Origin of the sequence: Gymnodinialimonas ceratoperidinii (genome assembly GCF_019297855.1) — a bacterium.
Taxonomy (GTDB): domain Bacteria; phylum Pseudomonadota; class Alphaproteobacteria; order Rhodobacterales; family Rhodobacteraceae; genus Gymnodinialimonas; species Gymnodinialimonas ceratoperidinii.
This window is the reverse complement of record NZ_CP079194.1, coordinates 2,875,151-2,892,641: the sequence shown is the minus strand read 5'-3', so window position 1 is coordinate 2,892,641 and position 17,491 is coordinate 2,875,151. Positions and strand designations below refer to the sequence as shown.

Here is a 17,491-nt window from a genome sequence, read left to right as displayed (position 1 = left end):
CCACCGATAGGACTTCGCCAGATGACAAGAGAGTATCTCAAGAAAGCGCCGCTGACCTCGGCTTCCGACGCCTCCGACGTACAGGAGACCGTGCGCACGATCCTGGCGGACATCGAGGCCGGCGGCGACGACAAGGCCCGCGAATACGCGGCGAAGTTCGACAATTACGAGGGCAACATCATCCTCACGCCCGAAGAGATCGAGGCCGCCGCCGCCCTGGTGCCCGAGAAGCTGAAGGCCGACATCCAGTTCGCCCACGCCAACGTGCGCCGCTTCGCCGAGGCGCAGAAGGCCACCGTCTCCGACGTGGAGGTGGAGGTCGTTCCGGGCCTCATCGCCGGGCAGAAGGCGATCCCGGTCGATGCGGCGGGCTGCTACGTGCCGGGTGGGCGCTACAGCCACATCGCCAGCGCCATCATGACGGTGACCACCGCCAAGGTCGCCGGTTGCAATCACATCATCGCCACCTCGCCGCCGCGTCCCGGCGTGGGCGTGGCGCCTGCCATCGTCTACGCGGCCCACATCTGCGGCGCCGACACGATCATGGCGATGGGCGGCGTGCAGGGCATCGCGGCGATGACCTTCGGCCTTTTCGGCCTGCCCAAGGCCAATATCCTCGTCGGCCCCGGCAACCAGTTCGTGGCCGAAGCCAAGCGCCATCTGTTCGGCCGCGTCGGCATCGACATGATCGCGGGCCCGACCGACAGCCTGATCCTCGCCGATGCGACCGCCGACCCTCACGTGGTCGCCACCGATCTGGTGAGTCAGGCCGAGCATGGTTACAACTCGCCCGTCTGGCTCGTCACCGACAGCCGCGCGCTGGCTGAAGATGTCATGGACCGCATCCCCGCGCTGATCGACGACCTCCCGGAGGTGAACCGCGACAACGCCCGCGCCGCGTGGCGCGACTACGCCGAGGTCATCGTCTGCGCCGACCGCGAGGACATGGCCGCCTGTTCCGACGAATATGCGCCCGAGCACCTGACCGTTCAGGCCGAGGATCTGCCATGGTGGAAGGAGCGTCTCTCCTGCTACGGCTCGCTCTTCCTGGGCGAGGAGACGACCGTTTCCTACGGCGACAAGGCATCAGGCACCAACCACGTGCTGCCCACCTCGGGCGCGGCGAGCTACACCGGCGGCCTGTCGGTGCACAAATACATGAAAATCGTCACATGGCAGCAGGCGACGCGTGAAGGCTCGCGCGATGTGGCAATTGCCACGGCCCGGATCTCGCGTCTTGAAGGGATGGAAGGCCACGCCCGTTCCGCCGATGTGCGGCTGGCAAAATACTTCCCCGACGAAAACTTCGACCTCTCAGCCAATGCGTGATGCGGGCGCCCTTTTCGACCTGCGGGGCCGGGTGGCATGTGTCACCGGGGCCTCCTCCGGTCTGGGGCAACGCACGGCCGACGTGCTGGCCGATGCGGGCGCGCGGGTGGTGGGCGTGGCGCGGCGCGCCGAAGCGCTGAACGACTGGGTCGAGCGCATCGGCCCCCCCGCCGCTGCCGTCGCCGCCGACCTCTCGGACCGCGCGGCGCTTGACCAGATCGCGCAGCGGATCTCTGCACCTTTCGGTCCGCCGGACATCATTGTGCATGCCGCCGGCATTAACACCCGCGAAACCGCCGACGAGGTGACGCCCGAGGGGTGGGACATCACCATGAACCTCAACCTCGCCGCGCCGTTCTTCCTGACGCAGGCGCTGGTTCCGGCGATGAGGGCGAAGGGATGGGGCAGGGTGGTCAACTTCGCCTCGCTCCAGACCACGCGCGCCTTTCCGGGCGGCGTGGCCTACGGCGCCACCAAGGCCGGCGTTGCGCAGCTTACCCGTGCCATGGCCGAGGCGTGGTCGTGCGACGGCATCAACGCCAATGCCATCGGGCCGGGCTTCTTCCCGACCGAACTCACCGGGCCGGTCTTCGCCGATCCCGAGCGCGCCGCGCGCAATGCCGCGCAGACCTGCGTGGGCCGCAACGGCGCGCTGGAGGATATCGACGGCCCGCTTCTGTTCCTCTGCTCCGAGGCCTCGGCCTACGTCACCGGGCAGGTCCTGATGGTCGACGGGGGGTACACCGCGAAATGAAGGCGCTTGTGTATGATGGCCCTGAAACGCTCGCGTATCGCGAGGTCGAGGACGCGGTTGCCGGTCCCGGTCAACAACTTGTCCGCGTCTTTTCCGTTGGCATCTGCGGCTCGGACATGCATGCCTACCTTGGCCATGACGACCGCCGCCCCGCGCCACTGATCCTCGGTCACGAGGCCGCCGGAGAGATCGTCGGCGGCCCCCGCGCGGGCGAACGGGTGACGCTCAATCCGCTGGTCACCTGCGGCACCTGTCCGGCCTGCCTCTCGGGGCGCGACAACCTCTGCCCGACGCGGCAGATCATCTCCATGCCGCCCACCGAAGGGGCCTTTGCCGAGCTGGTGGCGATGCGGGACGAAAACCTTGTCACCGTGCCGGATCATGTTTCCCTCGACGCTGCCTGTCTGGCCGAGCCTATCGCTTGTGGCTGGCACGCCGTGCGGCTGGCCCGCGCGACAGTGCCGGACGCGAACCGAGCGCTGGTGATCGGCGGCGGGGCCATCGGCCTCGGCGCGGCGCTGTCGCTGGCGGCGCAAGGCATCACCGAGGTCACGATCCTCGAGCCCAACGCGCTTCGCCGCGAGGTGCTGAACGGTCTTTGCCGACAGGTCGCCGTAGCCCCCGACGACCTCCCCGCCGACGCGATGTTCGACGTGGTGATCGACGGCGTGGGCTACGCCGCAACCCGGGCCACCGCCTCGGCCCATGCGCGCCCCGGCGGGGTGATTGCCCACATCGGTCTGGGGGAGGGCGAGGGCGGCCTCGACATTCGTCGAATGACCTTGCAAGAGATAACCTTTACAGGCACTTACACCTATACGGCGCAGGACTTCCGGGACACGGCAGCGGCGATTTTCGATGGTCGTCTCGGCCCTCTCGATTGGACGCAGCCCCGCCCGCTGGCCGAAGGCGCTGACGCCTTCGCCGACATCCGCGCCGGCCGCGTCGCCGCACCCAAGATCGTGCTGCGGCCCCATGATCAATCCACCCCAAGCAACAGGAGCTTGTGACGCCCGTGAGTATTTCAAAGAAGATCGTTGACGATTTCGTCGCCAACGACGTGTCCTTCATCACCACCGTTCCCTGCAAGCAGCTGGCCGGCGTGATCGACGAGGTCGAGACCCGGCCCGAGATCTTTCACATCCCTGCCAACAAGGAAGACGAGGGCATGGGTCTCTGCGCCGGTGCGTTCATGGGCGGCAAGCGCCCGGCGATCATCATGCAGAACACCGCGATCGGCGTGACGATCAACACGCTGGCCACGCTGACGCAGTACTACCGGATGCCTCTGCCGATGCTGATCTCCTACCGGGGCGAACTGCGCGAGCCGGTGGCCTGCCAGGTCGAGATGGCGGTCCATACCAAGGCGCTCCTGAACCAGCTGAACATCCCGACCTATCACTTCCACAAGGAGAGTGACGCGGACGAGCTGGACGCGATCCTGAAATACACCTTCATGTGCAACAAACCTGTGGCCATCCTTACCGATGCGTCCTTCTGGGGAGGCTACGGCGACCAATGATCCGTTCCGAAATCCTGCGCGAGATCGCGCCCATCCTGAACCCGCACCTTGTCGTCTGCAACATCGGCCTGCCCTCGCAGGAGCTGCACATGATCGACGACAACGAGCGCAACTTCTACATGCTCGGCACCATGGGGCTGTCGTCTTCCATCGGCCTCGGTCTGGCGTTGGCACAGGACAAGACCGTCATCTCCATCGATGGTGATGGCTCGGTCCTGACCAACCTCGGCACCTTGCCGACGATCGCCAACAACGTCGCCGACAATTACATCCTGCTGATCATCGACAACGGCTCCTACGGTTCGACCGGGGACCAGCCGACCTATGCGGGCAAGAAGACGAAGCTGGAGAAAGTGGCCGAGGCCTGCGGCTGCGAGAACGTCGTGGTCTGCGAGGACAAGGACACCGGCGCGGCCCTTCAGGCGGCGATCGATTCCAAGCAGATGACGATCATCGTGTCGAAATGCGACAGCGGCAACATCAAGCTGCCGGTCATCACCAAGGATCCGGTGGTGATCCGCGACCGCTTCATGACGGCCGTGGCAAGCTGATCGCGGCGCGGGCGGGCCGTATGTGTCCGCCTGCTGCCCACTCCCTGCGGCGCCTACCCGGTGCCGCCGGGAACCCTCCTCAATCACGGCGCGCGAGAATGCCCCAGATCCACTCCAGTCAGGACGCCCGACGCCTTGCCCGCAAACGCCTGCCGTGGATGGTCTTCGATTACATCGATGGCGCCGCCGGGGGAGAGGCCGGTGCCGCGCGCGCCCGTGCGGCCTTCGACGCGCTGGAACTGCGTCCCCGGGTGTTGCGCGATGTGAGCAGCCGCGACCTCGGCGTGGACCTCTTCGGGCAGCGCACCGCCGCGCCGTTCGGGATCAGCCCGATGGGCATGTGCAACCTCTCCGGCCCCGGCGCCGACATGATGCTGGCCCGGCTCGCCGCGCGCGAGGGCGTGCCGCTCGGGGTTTCGACCGTCGCCTCCACCGCGATGGAGCCGCTGATCGAAGAGGCTCAGGGCAACGCGTGGTTCCAGCTCTATTTCACCGGCGATGGCTCGGGCACCTTCAAGCTGGTTGAGCGGGCGAAAGCCGCAGGATATCAGACCCTTGTGCTGACGGTCGACGTGCCCGAAGTGGGTCGCCGCCCGCGCGAGCTGCGCCGCGGGTTCACCATGCCGTTCCGCATCGGGCCGCGGCAGTTTCTCGATTTCGCCTTGCATCCGCGCTGGTCCATTGCCTCGCTGCTCGCCGGAAAACCCGATATGGCGAACTTCCAGATGGAGGGTTTCGACTTCGACCGAAAAGCCTCTCGCGCGCGGGCGGATTTCTCGACCCTCGCCAAGCTGCGGGATCTCTGGCCCGGCAAGCTGGTCGTCAAAGGCGTGCTCGACGCCGAGGACGCGGGCGCGCTGAAGGCGGCGGGAGTCGATGCGATCCAGGTCTCCAGCCATGGCGCGCGACAGTTGGAGAGCGCGCCGGTTCCGATCCGCGCGTTGCCCACGATCCGTGAGGCGGTCGGCCCGGACTTCCCGCTGTTCTTCGACAGTGGTCTGCGTGGCGGCGAGGACGTGGTGAAGGCCTACGCCATGGGCGCGAATTTCACGTTCCTGGGCCGTGTCCTGCAATTCGCCATCGCAGCTGGCGGCGAGGAGGGCTTGCAGGCGCTTTGGCAGGTGCTGAAGGACGAGACCAGCATCACCCTTGCCCAGATCGGCGCGACATCTCTCGATCTGGGCCAAGGCGCGATCGCCAGAGGGGCCAACGTGTGAGAGGCGTCGTCTTGCGGCACGCTGCCTCGGCGCGCTAGGAGACGTCATGAAATTGATCGACCCCGAAAACCCCTTCTTCCAACCGGCGTGGCGGCGGTGGGTGCTCATCCTCATCCCTTTTGCGTGGGCCTTCTTCGAGACGTCGAATGGCAATGACGTCTGGGCCTACCTCTCGGCCGCGATCGGCGGGATTTTGGTCTACAACCTGATCCTGACTTGGCCGAAACCAGAAGACTAAACAATGGCCTGAAGGTCGCGGTTGCGCGCGAGCGCGCCCGGATCAAAGCAGGACACTCTCGCAGGAGGGGCCTTAGCCGTCCTCGCCCCTCGCCGCTGCCAAGGCGTCTCGGAGGGTCTCCCGGTCTCCGATGTGATTGGCAAGGATCAGGATCAGCCGCGCGTTCAGCGCGTCGGACTGCGCCTTGTCGAGCCCCTCGTGAGCGCGGAGAAGCTCGTCGTAGAAGCCGTCGGGGTCGGGGATGTTCAGGTCGGTGTTCAGGGTCATGGCTGGCCTGTCGCGGCGTTGATTGCGTGGATGATCTGGTCGGGCGAGGCGTTGTTCCATCGGGCCACGACATGCTGGTCGGGCCGGATTAGGTAGAGCGCGGACGGCGCATCGCCGAGGTAACGCTCCCGCAGCGCCGGGGTGGGATCCGCAATGGTCAGCAGCTTCACCTGCAGCGGGTGCGACACCTCCGGCGCGGCGCAGCCGAGCGCCAGTAGGGTGAACTGCCCCGGCAAGTGATCGAGCAGGAAGCCCGCCTCCAGCGGCGCATCGCAGCAGGGCGCGCCGGGGGCGGTGCGCGCGGGCCCGCCGGGCAGGGCGTCCTCCCCGGTCAGCGAGAGGCCCGCGTAGCTGCAGGGCACCGAAAGCCTGCCGGAGTTGACCATTGGCCGCGCGAAGGGATGATCCTTGGCGAGCGTGAGGACGGCATTGCGGAAGATTTTCGAGATCTCGGACTTGGGCGTCAGGAAGTCAGTGGCGCGGGTGGAATTGAGGATGTTCTCATCGGCGCCGTGGGCACGTTCCTCGTGGTAGCTGTCGAGCAGGCTGTCGGGGGCGTGGCCCTTGAGCACGAGGTCAAGTTTCCAGGCGAGGTTGTCGGCGTCCTGTATGCCCGAGTTGGCCCCCCGCGCGCCGAAGGGCGAGACCTGATGCGCGCTATCGCCCGCGAAGATCACCCGCTGGTGGCGGAAGCGCTCCATCCGGCGGCACTGGAAGGTGTAGATCGAGGTCCAGACCAGCTCGTACTCGGTGCCCTCGGGCAGGAATTCGTCGATGCGCTGGCGGATGCGATCCTCGGCGAGCTCTGCTTTGCGGTCGATGTCCCACCCAAGCTGGAAGTCGATGCGCCAGACGTCGTCGGGCTGCTTGTGCAGCAGCGCGGACTGCGGCGCGGCGGAGAGGGGCGGCTCGAACCAGAACCAGCGCTCAGTGGGGAACGGGGCGGTCATCTTCACGTCGGCGATCAGGAAGTTGTCCTCGAACACGCGGCCGTCGAAGGTGAGACCCATCGCCTCGCGGGTGGGCGAGCGCGCGCCGTCGCAGGCGATGACGTAATCGGCGGTGGCTTGGTAGGGGCCGTCGGGGGTTTCGATGCTCAGCGTGACCTTGTCCGCGTCCTGGGTGATGCCGGTAACGACATTGCGGCCGCGGATCTCGATCGGGCGGCCCTCGGCCTCGGCGCGGCGGAGGGCATCGACGAGAAACTTCTCGAAGTAAGGCTGCTGCAGGTTGATGAAGGCGGGGTTGCGATGGCCGTCTTCTGGTAGAAGATTGAAGTTGAAAACCTCACCGTCGCCATGGAAGACGCGGCCTGTATTCCAGACCACGCCCTTCTCGCGCATCGGCGCGCCCGCGCCCAGGCGGTCGGCAATCTCCAGCGTGCGTTTGGCGAAGCAGATCGCGCGTGAGCCTTGGCCCACGCCGTCGTGATCATCGAGGATCAGCGCTGGCGTGCCCTTCTGCGCGAGGTCGAGGCCGGTCGCCACGCCAATGGGACCGCCGCCGATGATGATCACCGGATGATGTCGCAGGGCCGGCGCATCCTGATCGGGAACACGCGCGTAGGGGTAGAGTTCGTGGGCGAGGGCGTAGGTGGCGCCGACCATTTGTATCTCCGTCGTTCTGCCCCGTGAGGGGCCGGGATGCGGGCGGGCGGCTCGAATGGCAGCCCGCCGCGCGGGCTCAGCCTTGCAGCTGCTCCCACATCTCGATGTCGCGCTTGTCGGTCCAGATGCGCGGGTGGTCGATGCCGCGGGCCTCGTCATAGGCGCGGGCGACGTTGAAGGGCAGGCAATGCTCATAGATCGCGTAGTCTGCGAACTTCGGATCGCATTCGGCGCGCACCGCGTCCCAGGCGTCCTTGAGGGTGCCGTTCTTCGCGGCGACCCGGGCGGCGGGGGCATAGGTGGAATTGACGAAATCGCGGGTGGAGGCGATGGCGCGGTCCACCGCTTCGTCACCGATCAGCGCGCCGCCGCGCCCCGGCGCAATGGCGTCAGGCTGGAAGGCCGCGATGTTGTCGAGCGTATTGCCCCAATCGGCGAAATGGCCGTCGCCGCAATAGCAGGCGGAGTGATCCTCGACGATGTCACCGGTGAAGAGCACGTTGGCGTCAGGCACGTGGATCACCGCGTCGCCTGCCGTATGGGCCCGGCCGACGTGGGAGATGTCGACCCGGCGCGAGCCGAGATAGACGGTCATCGCGTCGGAGAACGTGGTGGTGGGCCATGTGAGGCCGGGGATGCTCTCGTGGCCCTCGAACAGGCGGGGGAAGCGCTGGAACTCGCTGTCCCAGTCCTCCTGCCCGCGTTCCACGACCATGGAACGGGCCGTGTCCGACATGATGATCTGCGGCGCGTCATAGGCCGAGGCGCCGAGCACGCGGACGGCGTGGTAATGAGTCAGTACAAGGTGCGAAATCGGCTTGTCGGTGACCGAGCGCACGCAGTCGATCACCTTGTTGGCAAGGCGCGGCGTGGCCTGGGCCTCAATGATCATCACGCTGTCGTCGCCAATGATGACGCCGGAGTTGGGGTCCCCCTCGGCGGTGAAGGCATAGAGCCCCTCGCCGATCTCGTCGAAGGTGATTTTCTTTTCTGTCATGTCGCCTTGCGACGCGAATGCTTTGGCCATGGTGTGTTTCCGTTTTTTGGGCCGGTGCCGGGGGGCTTCACTATCTGCGGAGCGCCCGCGGTTGGCGGCGGGATTGAGTTGTATTTACCAAGATGAAGGAGCGTCAGCCGGTGAAGGGATCCTCGGCGGCGGGGATGACCTCGCCCTCGCAGGGGCCGAAGCCGATGCGGTAGCCGTTGCCGTGGGAGGCGCCGTGCAGGGCGAGGGTGTCGTTGTCCTCGATGAAGGAGCGGGGACCGGAGGCCGTCTCGAGCGGCTCCTTGCCGCCCCAGGAGAGTTCCAGCAGCGAGCCGCGGTTCTCTTTCTCGGGGCCGGAGATGGTGCCGGAGCCAAGCAGGTCGCCCGCGCGCATCGGGCTGCCGGCAGAGGCGTGGTGGGCCAGTTGCTGCGCGGCGGAGTAGTAGAGCTCATCGGCGTTGGTGCGGGCAATTTCCTCGCCATTCAGGCTCACCGCGAGGGCGATGTCGTGGTTCATCGGCGTGGTGTCGGCCAGGTGCGGCAAGAGCGGCACCTCGCGCTCGGGCGTCGAGACGCGGAAGGGGCGCAGGGCCTCGGCGGTGACGATCCAGGGGCTGATGGTGGTGGCGGTGGCCTTGGCCTGGAAGGGGCCGAGGGGCTGGTATTCCCAGGCCTGGATGTCTCGGGCCGACCAGTCGTTGAGCAGGACGTAGCCGAAGATGTTCGCATCGGCCTGGTCGACGGTCAGCGGGCCTTCCGAAGGGGTGCCGACGATGGCGCCCAATTCCAGCTCGATGTCGAAGCGGCGCGAGGGGGCGAAGATCGGCGTGTCGTGATCGGGGGACTTCAGCTGGCCCCAGGGGCGGCGGATCTCGGTGCCGGAGACCACCACGGAGGAGGCGCGGCCGTTGTAGCCGATGGGGATGTGCAGCCAGTTCGGCGGCAGGGCGTTCTCGGCGCCGCGAAACATGGTGCCGACGTTCGTGGCGTGGTGACGGCCGGCGTAGAAGTCGGTGTATTCCGCGACGCGGAACGGCAGGTGCAGGGTGGCCTCGGCCATCGGCACGGAGAAGGTGGTGATGATGTCCTGCGTGGCCTCGTCGGCGCCCTCGGCGAGCATCTCGGTCAGCGCGGCGCGGTAGGCGGACCAGGCCCGGGCGCCCAGTTCCATGAAGTCGTTCCAGTAGGGCGCATCGAGCACATCGGCCTCGGGGTCGGCGCGCAGGTGGCCGGCCTGTTCCAGCCCGGTGGCGTCGATGATCCGGTCGCCGATGGCCACGCCGCAGCGCAGGTCGCCGTCGTCGACGGAGAAGACGCCGTAGGGCAGGTTGTTGAGGGGGAAGTCGGTGGACTCGGAATTCGCGGAGGTGATCCAGGAGCGTTTCAGGTCGGACATTCTATCTCTTTCGTGTCGGTGCGTCGCCGGCCGACCCTCCGGGGGGAGTTGGTTCGGCCAAGATGAAGGAGCGGGTCAGGGGGCGTCGGGTTGCGCCTCGGGGGCGGCGGCGCGGATTTCGGGGAGGGCGAGGCAGGCGGCCTCGACCCGGGCGATTTTCGGGAAGGGATCAAGGGAGAGACCCCATCGGTGCGCGTTGTAGCATTGCGCGGTGATGCAGAGATCGGCGAGGCCCGGCGCCTCGGTGAACGCGAAGTCGGCGCGCGTGGGCAGGAGGGCTTCGACGGCGGTGAGGCCTTCGGTCATCCAGTGGCACATCCAGGCGCGCGCGTCTTCGGAGGTGGCATCGAAGTGGCCCATCAGGTGGCCGAGTACGCGCAGGTTGTTCACCGGGTGGATGTCTAGGGCGATGCTGTGGGCCACCGCAAGGACGCGGGCGCGCAGGAGCGGCTCCGCGGGGAGCAGCGGTGGCTCGGGCTGGCGGGCGTCGAGGTAGTCGAGGATCGCGAGGCTCTGGGTGAGCAGGGTGCCGTCTTCGAGTTCCAGCGCCGGGACGCCCTTGGCGGGGTTGACCGCCATGTAGTCGGGCGTGCGCTGGTCACCCGCCACGAGGTCGACGGCGCGTTGCTCGTAGGCGATACCCTTGAGGTTGAGCGCCGCGCGCACGCGGTAGGAGGTGGTGGAGCGCCAGTAGGAATAAAGGATCATTGGACGTCCAGCAGCAGGTCAAAGCTGCCCATGATCATCCGTTTTCCATCGACGAGGTCGTCGGACATGATCTCGGCCATCGCGGGGTCTTCCCAGACCGCCTTGTGGGCTGCCTCAGCCGTCGCCTTGTCGGGAAATTCCATCCAAGAGAACACGATCGCTTCATCCTCGGCAGCCCGCACGGCGCGCGGGAAGGAGGTGATGTCGCCTTGGTCCATGCCTTCGCCCCAGCATTCCACGCAGCGGGTGGCGCCGTGCTTGCGGTAGATGTCGAGAATGCGCTTGGCGCTGCTTGCGTATTCATCCTTGCGGGAGGCTTTCACCGGGATGACAAATCCGTCGATATGCATGGGCTTCTCCAGTTCCGGGATGCGACCGGGGCCAATGGCAGTTCCGGCGGCGGTGCGGCGGGGTTGTCCCGCGGGCTTGAGCGGCTTGGTTTCGGTGGTATGGCTCCGTGGTCGCGGGTTCAGTTCGGATCGATGTTGTTGTCGGGCGACTTGTTCAGGGTCCTGACGATGGCCACCAGAACCACCGGGAAGATGATGGCGATGGCGAGGCCGAGGGCGAGCAATGTCCAAAAAGCGAGGCTCATCGGCTCTCCGATCTACCGCCGCCATTTGCAGCGGACATGGTGACTGCGATGTCGCCCTGTTGCCTCATTTCTTGCCCGGGGTGCCGTCGAACTTCTTCTCCAGGCTGGTCCAGCAGTCGATGTAATCGTCCTGCAGGGGGGCCTCTTTCGCGGCGAAGGCGGTGAGGTGCTGGGGGAAGCGGGTTTCGAACATGAACGACATGGTGTTGTCGAGTTTCTCGGCCTTGAGATCGGCGTTGGACGCGCCCTCGAAGGCGTTCTTGTCGGGGCCGTGGGGGAGCATCATGTTGTGCAGCGAGACGCCACCGGGAATGAACCCTTTCGGTTTCGCGTCGTATTGGCCGTAAATGTTGCCCATCAGCTCCGACATGATGTTCTTGTGATACCACGGCGGCCGGAACGTGTCTTCCGCCACCATCCAGCGCTCGCGGAAGAGGACGAAGTCGATATTGGCGACGCCGGGCTGGCCCGAGGGGGCCGTGAGCACGGTAAAGATCGACGGATCGGGGTGATCGAAGAGGATCGCGCCGACGGGGCAATAGGTCTTCAGGTCGTATTTCATTGGCGCGTAGTTGCCGTGCCAAGCGACGACGTCCAGCGGGCTCTGGCCAATCTTCGAGGTGTGGAACTGGCCGCACCACTTGATGGTGATGGTGGAGGGCACCTCGCGGTCCTCGTAGGCGGCGACGGGGGCCTTGAAGTCGCGCGGGTTGGCCAGGCAGTTGGCGCCGATCGGGCCGCGACCGGGCAGTTCGAACTTGGCGCCGTAGTTCTCGCAGACGAAACCGCGGGCGGGGCCTTCAAGCACCTCGACCCTATAGACGAGACCGCGAGGGATGATGGCGATCTCCTGCGGGGCGATATCGATGATGCCCAGTTCGGTGCAGAAGCGCAGGCGGCCTTCCTGGGGCACGACGAGAAGCTCGCTGTCGGCGGAGTAGAAGTAGTCGTCCACCATGCTCTCGGTCACGAGGTAGATGTGGCTCGCCATGCCGATCTGGGTGTTGACGTCGCCCGCCGTGGTCATCGTGCGCATGCCGGTCAGCCAGGTGAGCTTCTCTTCGGAATGGGGCACGGGATTCCACCGGTACTGGCCGAGCGAGACGACGTCGGGGTCCACATGGGGGGCGGAGCGCCAGTAGGGCAGGTCGATCTTTTCGTAGCAATGCGAGTGCTTCACCGAGGGGCGGATGCGGTAGCACCAGGTCCGCTCGGGGCGGACGTCGGTGAAGGCGGTGCCAGAGAGTTGCTCTCCGTAGAGGCCGTAGTTCACCTTCTGGGGCGAGTTCATGCCTTGAGGCAGGGCGCCGGGCAGGGCCTCGGTTTCGAAATCGTTGCCGAAGCCGGGCATGTAGCCTTCGTGGGCGCCGGGGTGGCTCGGGGCCTGGATCATCGGGCGGGGCGTGGCTTGTTCGTTCATGGGAGACCTCCGGGCAGCGGTTGGGGAGGGGATAACAGTTACTTTTGTAACTAACAAGCAATGTGATTGGAAATCGAGACGAGTTGGGTCGTGCCTCGGGAGGGGCGCGAGACGTGTCCTGCGACGGGTGGTCGTGGGAGACCTTGCGCGGTTGGTACGTCATGCAGCGACGCGGGCCTGAGTGCGCGATGAGGAACCGCGCGCCGAGGGGCGCGCGGCCTTGGCTCAGCGCTTGCCGTAGTAGAGGCCCACGACATGCTCGGCTTCGGCGAAGAAGAGCCAGCGCATGACGGCGACGCCCGCGACGTGGCTGAGGATTGCGAGCACGGCCAGCGCGTGGCTGAAGGGCAGGAGCAGCAGCAGGACTGGCAGGACGAAGGCCAGCAGGGTCGCGATGACGCGCAGCTTTTGGACGTGCTTGCGGCCGACGACGTAGATGAACTCGCGCGTCAGGTAGTTGGTGCCAGTGTGCGGCGGCTCGAAGGCGCGGACGCGGCCGATGCGGCCGAGACCGGTGGCGGTCTCCATGTCGGTGCCCGAGCGGGCGAAAGCGGTGTCGCCGATCGCCCAGGTGGCCAGCGTGATGCCGCCCGCGAGTGTCAGAAGAACGATGGCCACGGCCACCTGGCCGGCCATGAGCGCGCCGCCTGCGAGCGACAGCGTGAGGAACTTCGCCGGGGTCCAGGGCATGTTCCAGCGCGGTACGGTCTTCATTTGCGTGTAGATCATCGAGGTCGTGTAGACGGTGCCGAGCGAGAGCGCCGCACCGAGCCAGCCGATGGGCGCCAGCACCGTGTCGAAGAACACGAGACCCGCGCCGTAGATCGCCATGACGATGAGCGCCGCGACCGAGCAGACGCCCTCGCGCGAGAGCCAGCTGGAGCGCCACTGGGTGAAGGCCTTGAGGGCACGCTCGGGGTGGCCGAGGTGGAAGGTGGAGGCCGAGAGGCCAACCACCGCCAGCAGGTAGGCGATGGTGAAGAAGGCGAAAGCGGTCCAGCCAGTGACGGCGGGCATGCCGAGGCCGAGGAAGACCAGCAGGCCGAAGCCCAGGCCCGAGAGGGTGGTGAAGATGATGACCGAGGGGGCGGGATGCATGGCTCAGATCCTCTCGAGCGCTTTGTCGAGCCAGCCGATGAACCCGCCGGGGTTCTCGGCGACTGGCTCCAGGTAAGGGGCCAGGACGTCAAACTCGGGCAGGTCGTCCTTGGGACGCGGCGGCAGATACTGGTTGACGGGTTTGGTGCCCTGCTCGGGCATCAGGTCGATACCGCCGCGCTCGGCCACCAGTTGGCTGACGGCGCTGTCGGGGTCGCCGAGGTCTCCGAAGTGGCGCGCGCCGGCGGGGCAGGTGCGCACGCAGGAGGGGGTGCGGTCGATCTCGGGCAGGTTCTCGTTATAGATGCGGTCGACGCAGAGGGTGCATTTCTTCATCACCCCCTCGTGCTCGTCCATCTCGCGCGCGCCATATGGGCAGGCCCAGGCGCAGAGGCCGCAGCCGATGCAGTCCTTCTCGTTGACCAGCACGATGCCGTCCTCGACCCGCTTGTAGGACGCGCCGGTGGGACAGACGGTGACGCAGGGCGCGTCCTCGCAGTGCAGGCAGGATTTCGGGAAGTGGATGGTCTGGGCCGCCGGATGCGGCTTGGAGGAGGTGGCGAGCGGTTGCACCTCGTAGGAATGGACGCGGTTGAGGAAGGTGCCCGAGGGATCGGCGCCGTAGGGCTCCTGATCGGAGAGCGGTGCGCCGTAGTTCTCGGTGTTCCAACCCTTGCAGGAGATCACGCAGGCATGGCAGCCGACGCAGGTGTCGAGGTCGATCACGAGGCCGAGTTTCTTGGCGGTGCTGGCGGGAAGCTGGGTCATGCGCTGGCTCTCTTTGCTGGCGTGGGAGCGAGGGACCAGCCCCTCGCGCTCCCCGGAGTTTCTTGGCCAAGATGAACGAGGGGGCCGGGGGCTCGGGTCATTCGCCCACCTTCCAGGCCAGCTCGTCGGGGCCTTGACCCACGGGGGATTCCATCGGCGGGGTGACGGGTTTGGATTCCGCCTGGGCGGGCGCCTTCTCGATGCGGACCTTGAGGTCGAACCAGGCGGCCTGGCCGGTGATCGGGTCGGAATTGGTCCAGCGCAGCCCGTCGCCTTTGGGGGGCAGCAGCTCGTGGATCAGGTGGTTGAGCAGGTAACCTTTCGTGGCCTCGGGCGCATCCTTGTCGAGCGCCCAGGCACCCTTGCGTTTGCCGATGGCGTTCCAGGTCCAGACGGTGTTCTCGTTCAGGGCGGCCATCTCCATCACCGGGACGATGATCTCGCCGTGGGGGGAGGTGACGCGGGCCCAGTCGCCGTCCACGAGGCCGTTCTCGCGCATCAGTTTCGGCGGCAGGTAGAGGGGGTTGCGGCCGTGGATCTGGCGCAGCCAGGCGTTCTGGGAGCCCCAGGAGTGATACATCGCCATGGGCCGTTGAGTGAGCGCCGTGATCGAATATTCGTCGCCGCGGTTGGCCGGCGCCGGGTCCGACCAGAAGGGCAGCGGGTCCATGTTCTCGGCCACGCGCTCGCGCAGGTGCTCGGGGGGCTGGATTTCGCCATGGCCCTGCGCCGCGCGGCGGAACTTCTGCATCGGCTCCACGTAGAGGGAGAAGATATAGGGTTGCGGCGTGTCGTAGAGGCCCATCTCCACCGCCCAGTCCTGGTAGTCGGCGTTCCACGGCTTCATGTATTGCGCACCGTCGGGGATGTGGCTGACGAAGAAGCCGCCATTCTCGATGTACTGGTTGAGCTGGTCGGGGTTCGGCTCCCCACGGCCATGCTTGTCGCCGTCCTCGCCGCGCCAGCCGGCAAGCGGGCCGATGCCGGGGCGGCGGACGTGGTTGACGATGTAGTCACCGTAGTCGGCGTATTTCTGGCTGCCGTCCTCGTTCACGAACCCCGGCAGGCCGAGCCGCGCTCCGAGGTCGCAGAGCGCCGACTGGAAACCCTTCACGTCGCGGTCGGGCTCCACCACTGGCCAACGGATCGCGTCGGCGAGCCCGTCTGCCTCGCAGATCGGCCGGTCGAGCAGCGAGATGCAGTCGTGTCGCTCAAGGTAGGTGGTGTCGGGCAGGATCAGGTCGGCGAAGGCCACCATCTCGGAGGAATAGGCGTCGGAATAGATGATCCGGGGGATGACGTATTCGCCGGTTTCCGCGTCCTTGTCGGTCAGCATTTCCATCACGCCGCCGGTGTTCATCGAGGAGTTCCACGACATGTTGGCCATGTACATGAAGAGCGTGTCGATCTTGTAGGGATCGCCCGCATAAGCGTTGGAGATCACCATATGCATCAGCCCGTGGGCCGACATCGGGTTCTCCCACGTATAGGCCTTGTCAATGCGCGCGGGGCTGCCGTCGTCCTTCAGGGCGAGGTCTTCGGGGCCGTGCACGAAGCCCAGGTGCGGGCCGTCGAGCGGCGCGCCGGGGGTCACCTTGCAATGCGGCTTGGGATGGATCTTCGAAGGCTTGGGGTAGGGCGGCTTGAAGCGGAAGCCGCCGGGCGCCTCGACGGTGCCGAGCATGATCTGCAGCACGTGCAAGGCGCGGCAGGTCTGGAAGCCGTTGGCATGGGCGGAGATGCCGCGCATCGAGTGCATGGAGACAGGGCGCGCGGTCATAGAGGTATGCTTCTCGCCGCGGAAGTCGGTCCATTCGATGGGCAGCTCGAAGCTCTCCTCGAAGGCCACGCGGGCGAGTTCGGCGGCGATGGCGCGGATGCGGGAGGCCTCGATGCCGGTGCGCTCGGCCACGGCCTCGGGGGCGTAGTCGTCGGACATGTAGCGCTCGGCCATGTGGTGCAGCACCGGCTTATGGCCGTCGGGGTGGGTGGCCGAAAGGTCCGGGCGCACGCCGGGCTTGTCGTAGGCGGCAAGCTCGCCGGTGGTGCGGTCGATCACGACTTCCTTGCCATCGCTGTCGCGCAGCAGGAGGCCGGTGTCCTTGTCGACCAGCACTGGCGCGTTGGTCCAGCGCGAGAGGTATTCGACGTCGATCTTGCCGGCCTTCATCAGGCAATGGACGAGCGAGAGGATGAACAGCCCGTCGGTGCCGGGCGTGATGCCGACCCATTCGTCGGCGACGGCGTTGTAGCCCGAGCGGATCGGGTTCACGCCGATGACCTTGGCGCCACGCGCCTTGATCTTGCCCAGACCCATCTTGATCGGATTGCTGTCGTGATCCTCGGCCACGCCGAAGAGCATGAAGAGCTTGGTGTGGTCCCAGTCGGGCTGGCCGAATTCCCAGAAGGCGCCGCCCATGGTGTAGATGCCGGCGGCGGCCATGTTGACCGAGCAGAAGCCGCCGTGGGCCGCGTAGTTCGGCGTGCCGAAGTTCTGCGCCCAGAAGGACGTGAAGCTCTGCGACTGGTCGCGGCCGGTGAAGAAAGCGAGCTTTTCGGGGGCTTCCTCACGGATCGGGCGCAGCCAGCTTTCGGCGATGCCGTAGGCCTCTTCCCAGGAAATCTCCTCGAACTCGCCGGAGCCGCGCGGGCCCACCCGTTTCAGCGGCGCGCGCAGGCGTGCGGGGGCGTTGACCTGCATGATGCCGGCGCTGCCCTTGGCGCAGAGCACGCCCTTGTTGACCGGGTGGTCGCGGTTGCCCTCAATGTAGGCCACGCGTTTCTTGCCGTCGTCGCCCTCTTTCATGTGCACGTTGATGCCGCAGCGGCAGGCGCACATGTAGCAGGTGGTCTTGCGAATTTCGTCGGACACCTTCGGGGACAGGTTCAGGTCAGGTTGTGCCATGTGTGTGTCCCCTTCAAAGGCGCTGGTTGCCGGTTTGTCCGAGCATCTATTTGGCGCACCATAAGGCCACAAACGTCGGGCGATAGGGCCAGTGCGCACTAAGTATTGAGACCAATAGTCTCAACAAGGAT

General features: G+C 66.4%; 18 protein-coding genes. 7 read left to right on the top strand and 11 right to left on the bottom strand.

Features of this window, described 5'->3' with window-relative positions; translation table 11 throughout:
- Positions 1-21: 21 nt before the first annotated feature.
- The 7 genes from hisD (at position 22) to KYE46_RS13930 (ending at position 5,611) form a co-directional block, all read left to right on the top strand.
- The gene (gene hisD / locus KYE46_RS13960) at positions 22-1,329 is read left to right on the top strand and encodes a histidinol dehydrogenase (protein ID WP_219001302.1); all 1,308 of its coding nucleotides are present in this window, start codon (positions 22-24) and stop codon (positions 1,327-1,329) included.
- Positions 1,322-2,083, top strand: a complete 762-nt coding sequence (locus KYE46_RS13955; RefSeq protein ID WP_219001300.1) for an SDR family NAD(P)-dependent oxidoreductase — start codon at positions 1,322-1,324, stop codon at positions 2,081-2,083. The genes hisD and KYE46_RS13955 overlap by 8 nt, the downstream gene beginning before the upstream one ends.
- On the top strand, positions 2,080-3,093 hold the full coding sequence (locus KYE46_RS13950) for a zinc-dependent alcohol dehydrogenase (RefSeq protein WP_219001299.1): 1,014 nt from the start codon (positions 2,080-2,082) through the stop codon (positions 3,091-3,093). Before KYE46_RS13955 ends, KYE46_RS13950 begins: the two co-directional genes overlap by 4 nt.
- Before the next feature lie 5 nt (positions 3,094-3,098).
- Positions 3,099-3,605 (top strand): sulfopyruvate decarboxylase subunit alpha, encoded by a 507-nt coding sequence (gene comD / locus KYE46_RS13945; RefSeq protein ID WP_219001296.1) that lies wholly within the window; start codon positions 3,099-3,101, stop codon positions 3,603-3,605.
- Entirely contained in the window at positions 3,602-4,156 is a 555-nt protein-coding gene (gene comE, locus KYE46_RS13940; RefSeq protein WP_219001295.1) for a sulfopyruvate decarboxylase subunit beta, read from the top strand. Before comD ends, comE begins: the two co-directional genes overlap by 4 nt.
- Before the next feature lie 98 nt (positions 4,157-4,254).
- Positions 4,255-5,373, top strand: coding sequence for an alpha-hydroxy acid oxidase (locus KYE46_RS13935; RefSeq protein WP_219001294.1), 1,119 nt, complete (start codon positions 4,255-4,257; stop codon positions 5,371-5,373).
- A gap of 46 nt (positions 5,374-5,419) precedes the next feature.
- Entirely contained in the window at positions 5,420-5,611 is a 192-nt protein-coding gene (locus tag KYE46_RS13930; RefSeq protein ID WP_219001293.1) for a hypothetical protein, read from the top strand.
- Between the two features lie 72 nt (positions 5,612-5,683).
- Here KYE46_RS13930 and KYE46_RS13925 read toward each other — a convergent pair whose 3' ends face one another.
- The 11 genes from KYE46_RS13925 to KYE46_RS13880 form a co-directional block, all read right to left on the bottom strand.
- Positions 5,684-5,878 (bottom strand): DUF2783 domain-containing protein, encoded by a 195-nt coding sequence (locus KYE46_RS13925; protein WP_219001292.1) that lies wholly within the window; start codon positions 5,876-5,878, stop codon positions 5,684-5,686.
- Positions 5,875-7,485, bottom strand: coding sequence for an FAD-dependent oxidoreductase (locus KYE46_RS13920; protein ID WP_219001291.1), 1,611 nt, complete (start codon positions 7,483-7,485; stop codon positions 5,875-5,877). The genes KYE46_RS13925 and KYE46_RS13920 overlap by 4 nt, the downstream gene beginning before the upstream one ends.
- Positions 7,486-7,561: 76 nt before the next feature.
- Complete coding sequence (locus KYE46_RS13915; protein WP_219001290.1) at positions 7,562-8,512, bottom strand: MBL fold metallo-hydrolase; 951 nt, start codon at positions 8,510-8,512, stop codon at positions 7,562-7,564.
- A 103-nt stretch (positions 8,513-8,615) separates the two neighbouring features.
- Complete coding sequence (gene fahA, locus KYE46_RS13910; RefSeq protein WP_219001289.1) at positions 8,616-9,866, bottom strand: fumarylacetoacetase; 1,251 nt, start codon at positions 9,864-9,866, stop codon at positions 8,616-8,618.
- A 75-nt stretch (positions 9,867-9,941) separates the two neighbouring features.
- Complete coding sequence (gene maiA / locus KYE46_RS13905) at positions 9,942-10,574, bottom strand: maleylacetoacetate isomerase (protein WP_219001288.1); 633 nt, start codon at positions 10,572-10,574, stop codon at positions 9,942-9,944.
- A complete protein-coding gene (locus KYE46_RS13900) occupies positions 10,571-10,924 on the bottom strand; it encodes a DUF1428 domain-containing protein (RefSeq protein ID WP_219001286.1) in 354 nt (117 codons plus the stop codon). Before KYE46_RS13900 ends, maiA begins: the two co-directional genes overlap by 4 nt.
- 119 nt (positions 10,925-11,043) lie before the next feature.
- Complete coding sequence (locus KYE46_RS17560) at positions 11,044-11,169, bottom strand: hypothetical protein (RefSeq protein WP_283095196.1); 126 nt, start codon at positions 11,167-11,169, stop codon at positions 11,044-11,046.
- 64 nt (positions 11,170-11,233) lie between these two features.
- On the bottom strand, positions 11,234-12,589 hold the full coding sequence (gene hmgA / locus KYE46_RS13895) for a homogentisate 1,2-dioxygenase (RefSeq protein ID WP_219001284.1): 1,356 nt from the start codon (positions 12,587-12,589) through the stop codon (positions 11,234-11,236).
- A 225-nt stretch (positions 12,590-12,814) separates the two neighbouring features.
- Positions 12,815-13,687, bottom strand: coding sequence for a dimethyl sulfoxide reductase anchor subunit family protein (locus KYE46_RS13890; protein WP_219001283.1), 873 nt, complete (start codon positions 13,685-13,687; stop codon positions 12,815-12,817).
- Between the two features lie 3 nt (positions 13,688-13,690).
- On the bottom strand, positions 13,691-14,455 hold the full coding sequence (locus KYE46_RS13885; RefSeq protein WP_219001281.1) for a 4Fe-4S dicluster domain-containing protein: 765 nt from the start codon (positions 14,453-14,455) through the stop codon (positions 13,691-13,693).
- Positions 14,456-14,552: 97 nt separating this feature from the next.
- A complete protein-coding gene (locus KYE46_RS13880; RefSeq protein WP_219001279.1) occupies positions 14,553-17,360 on the bottom strand; it encodes a molybdopterin oxidoreductase family protein in 2,808 nt (935 codons plus the stop codon).
- Positions 17,361-17,491: the final 131 nt, after the last annotated feature.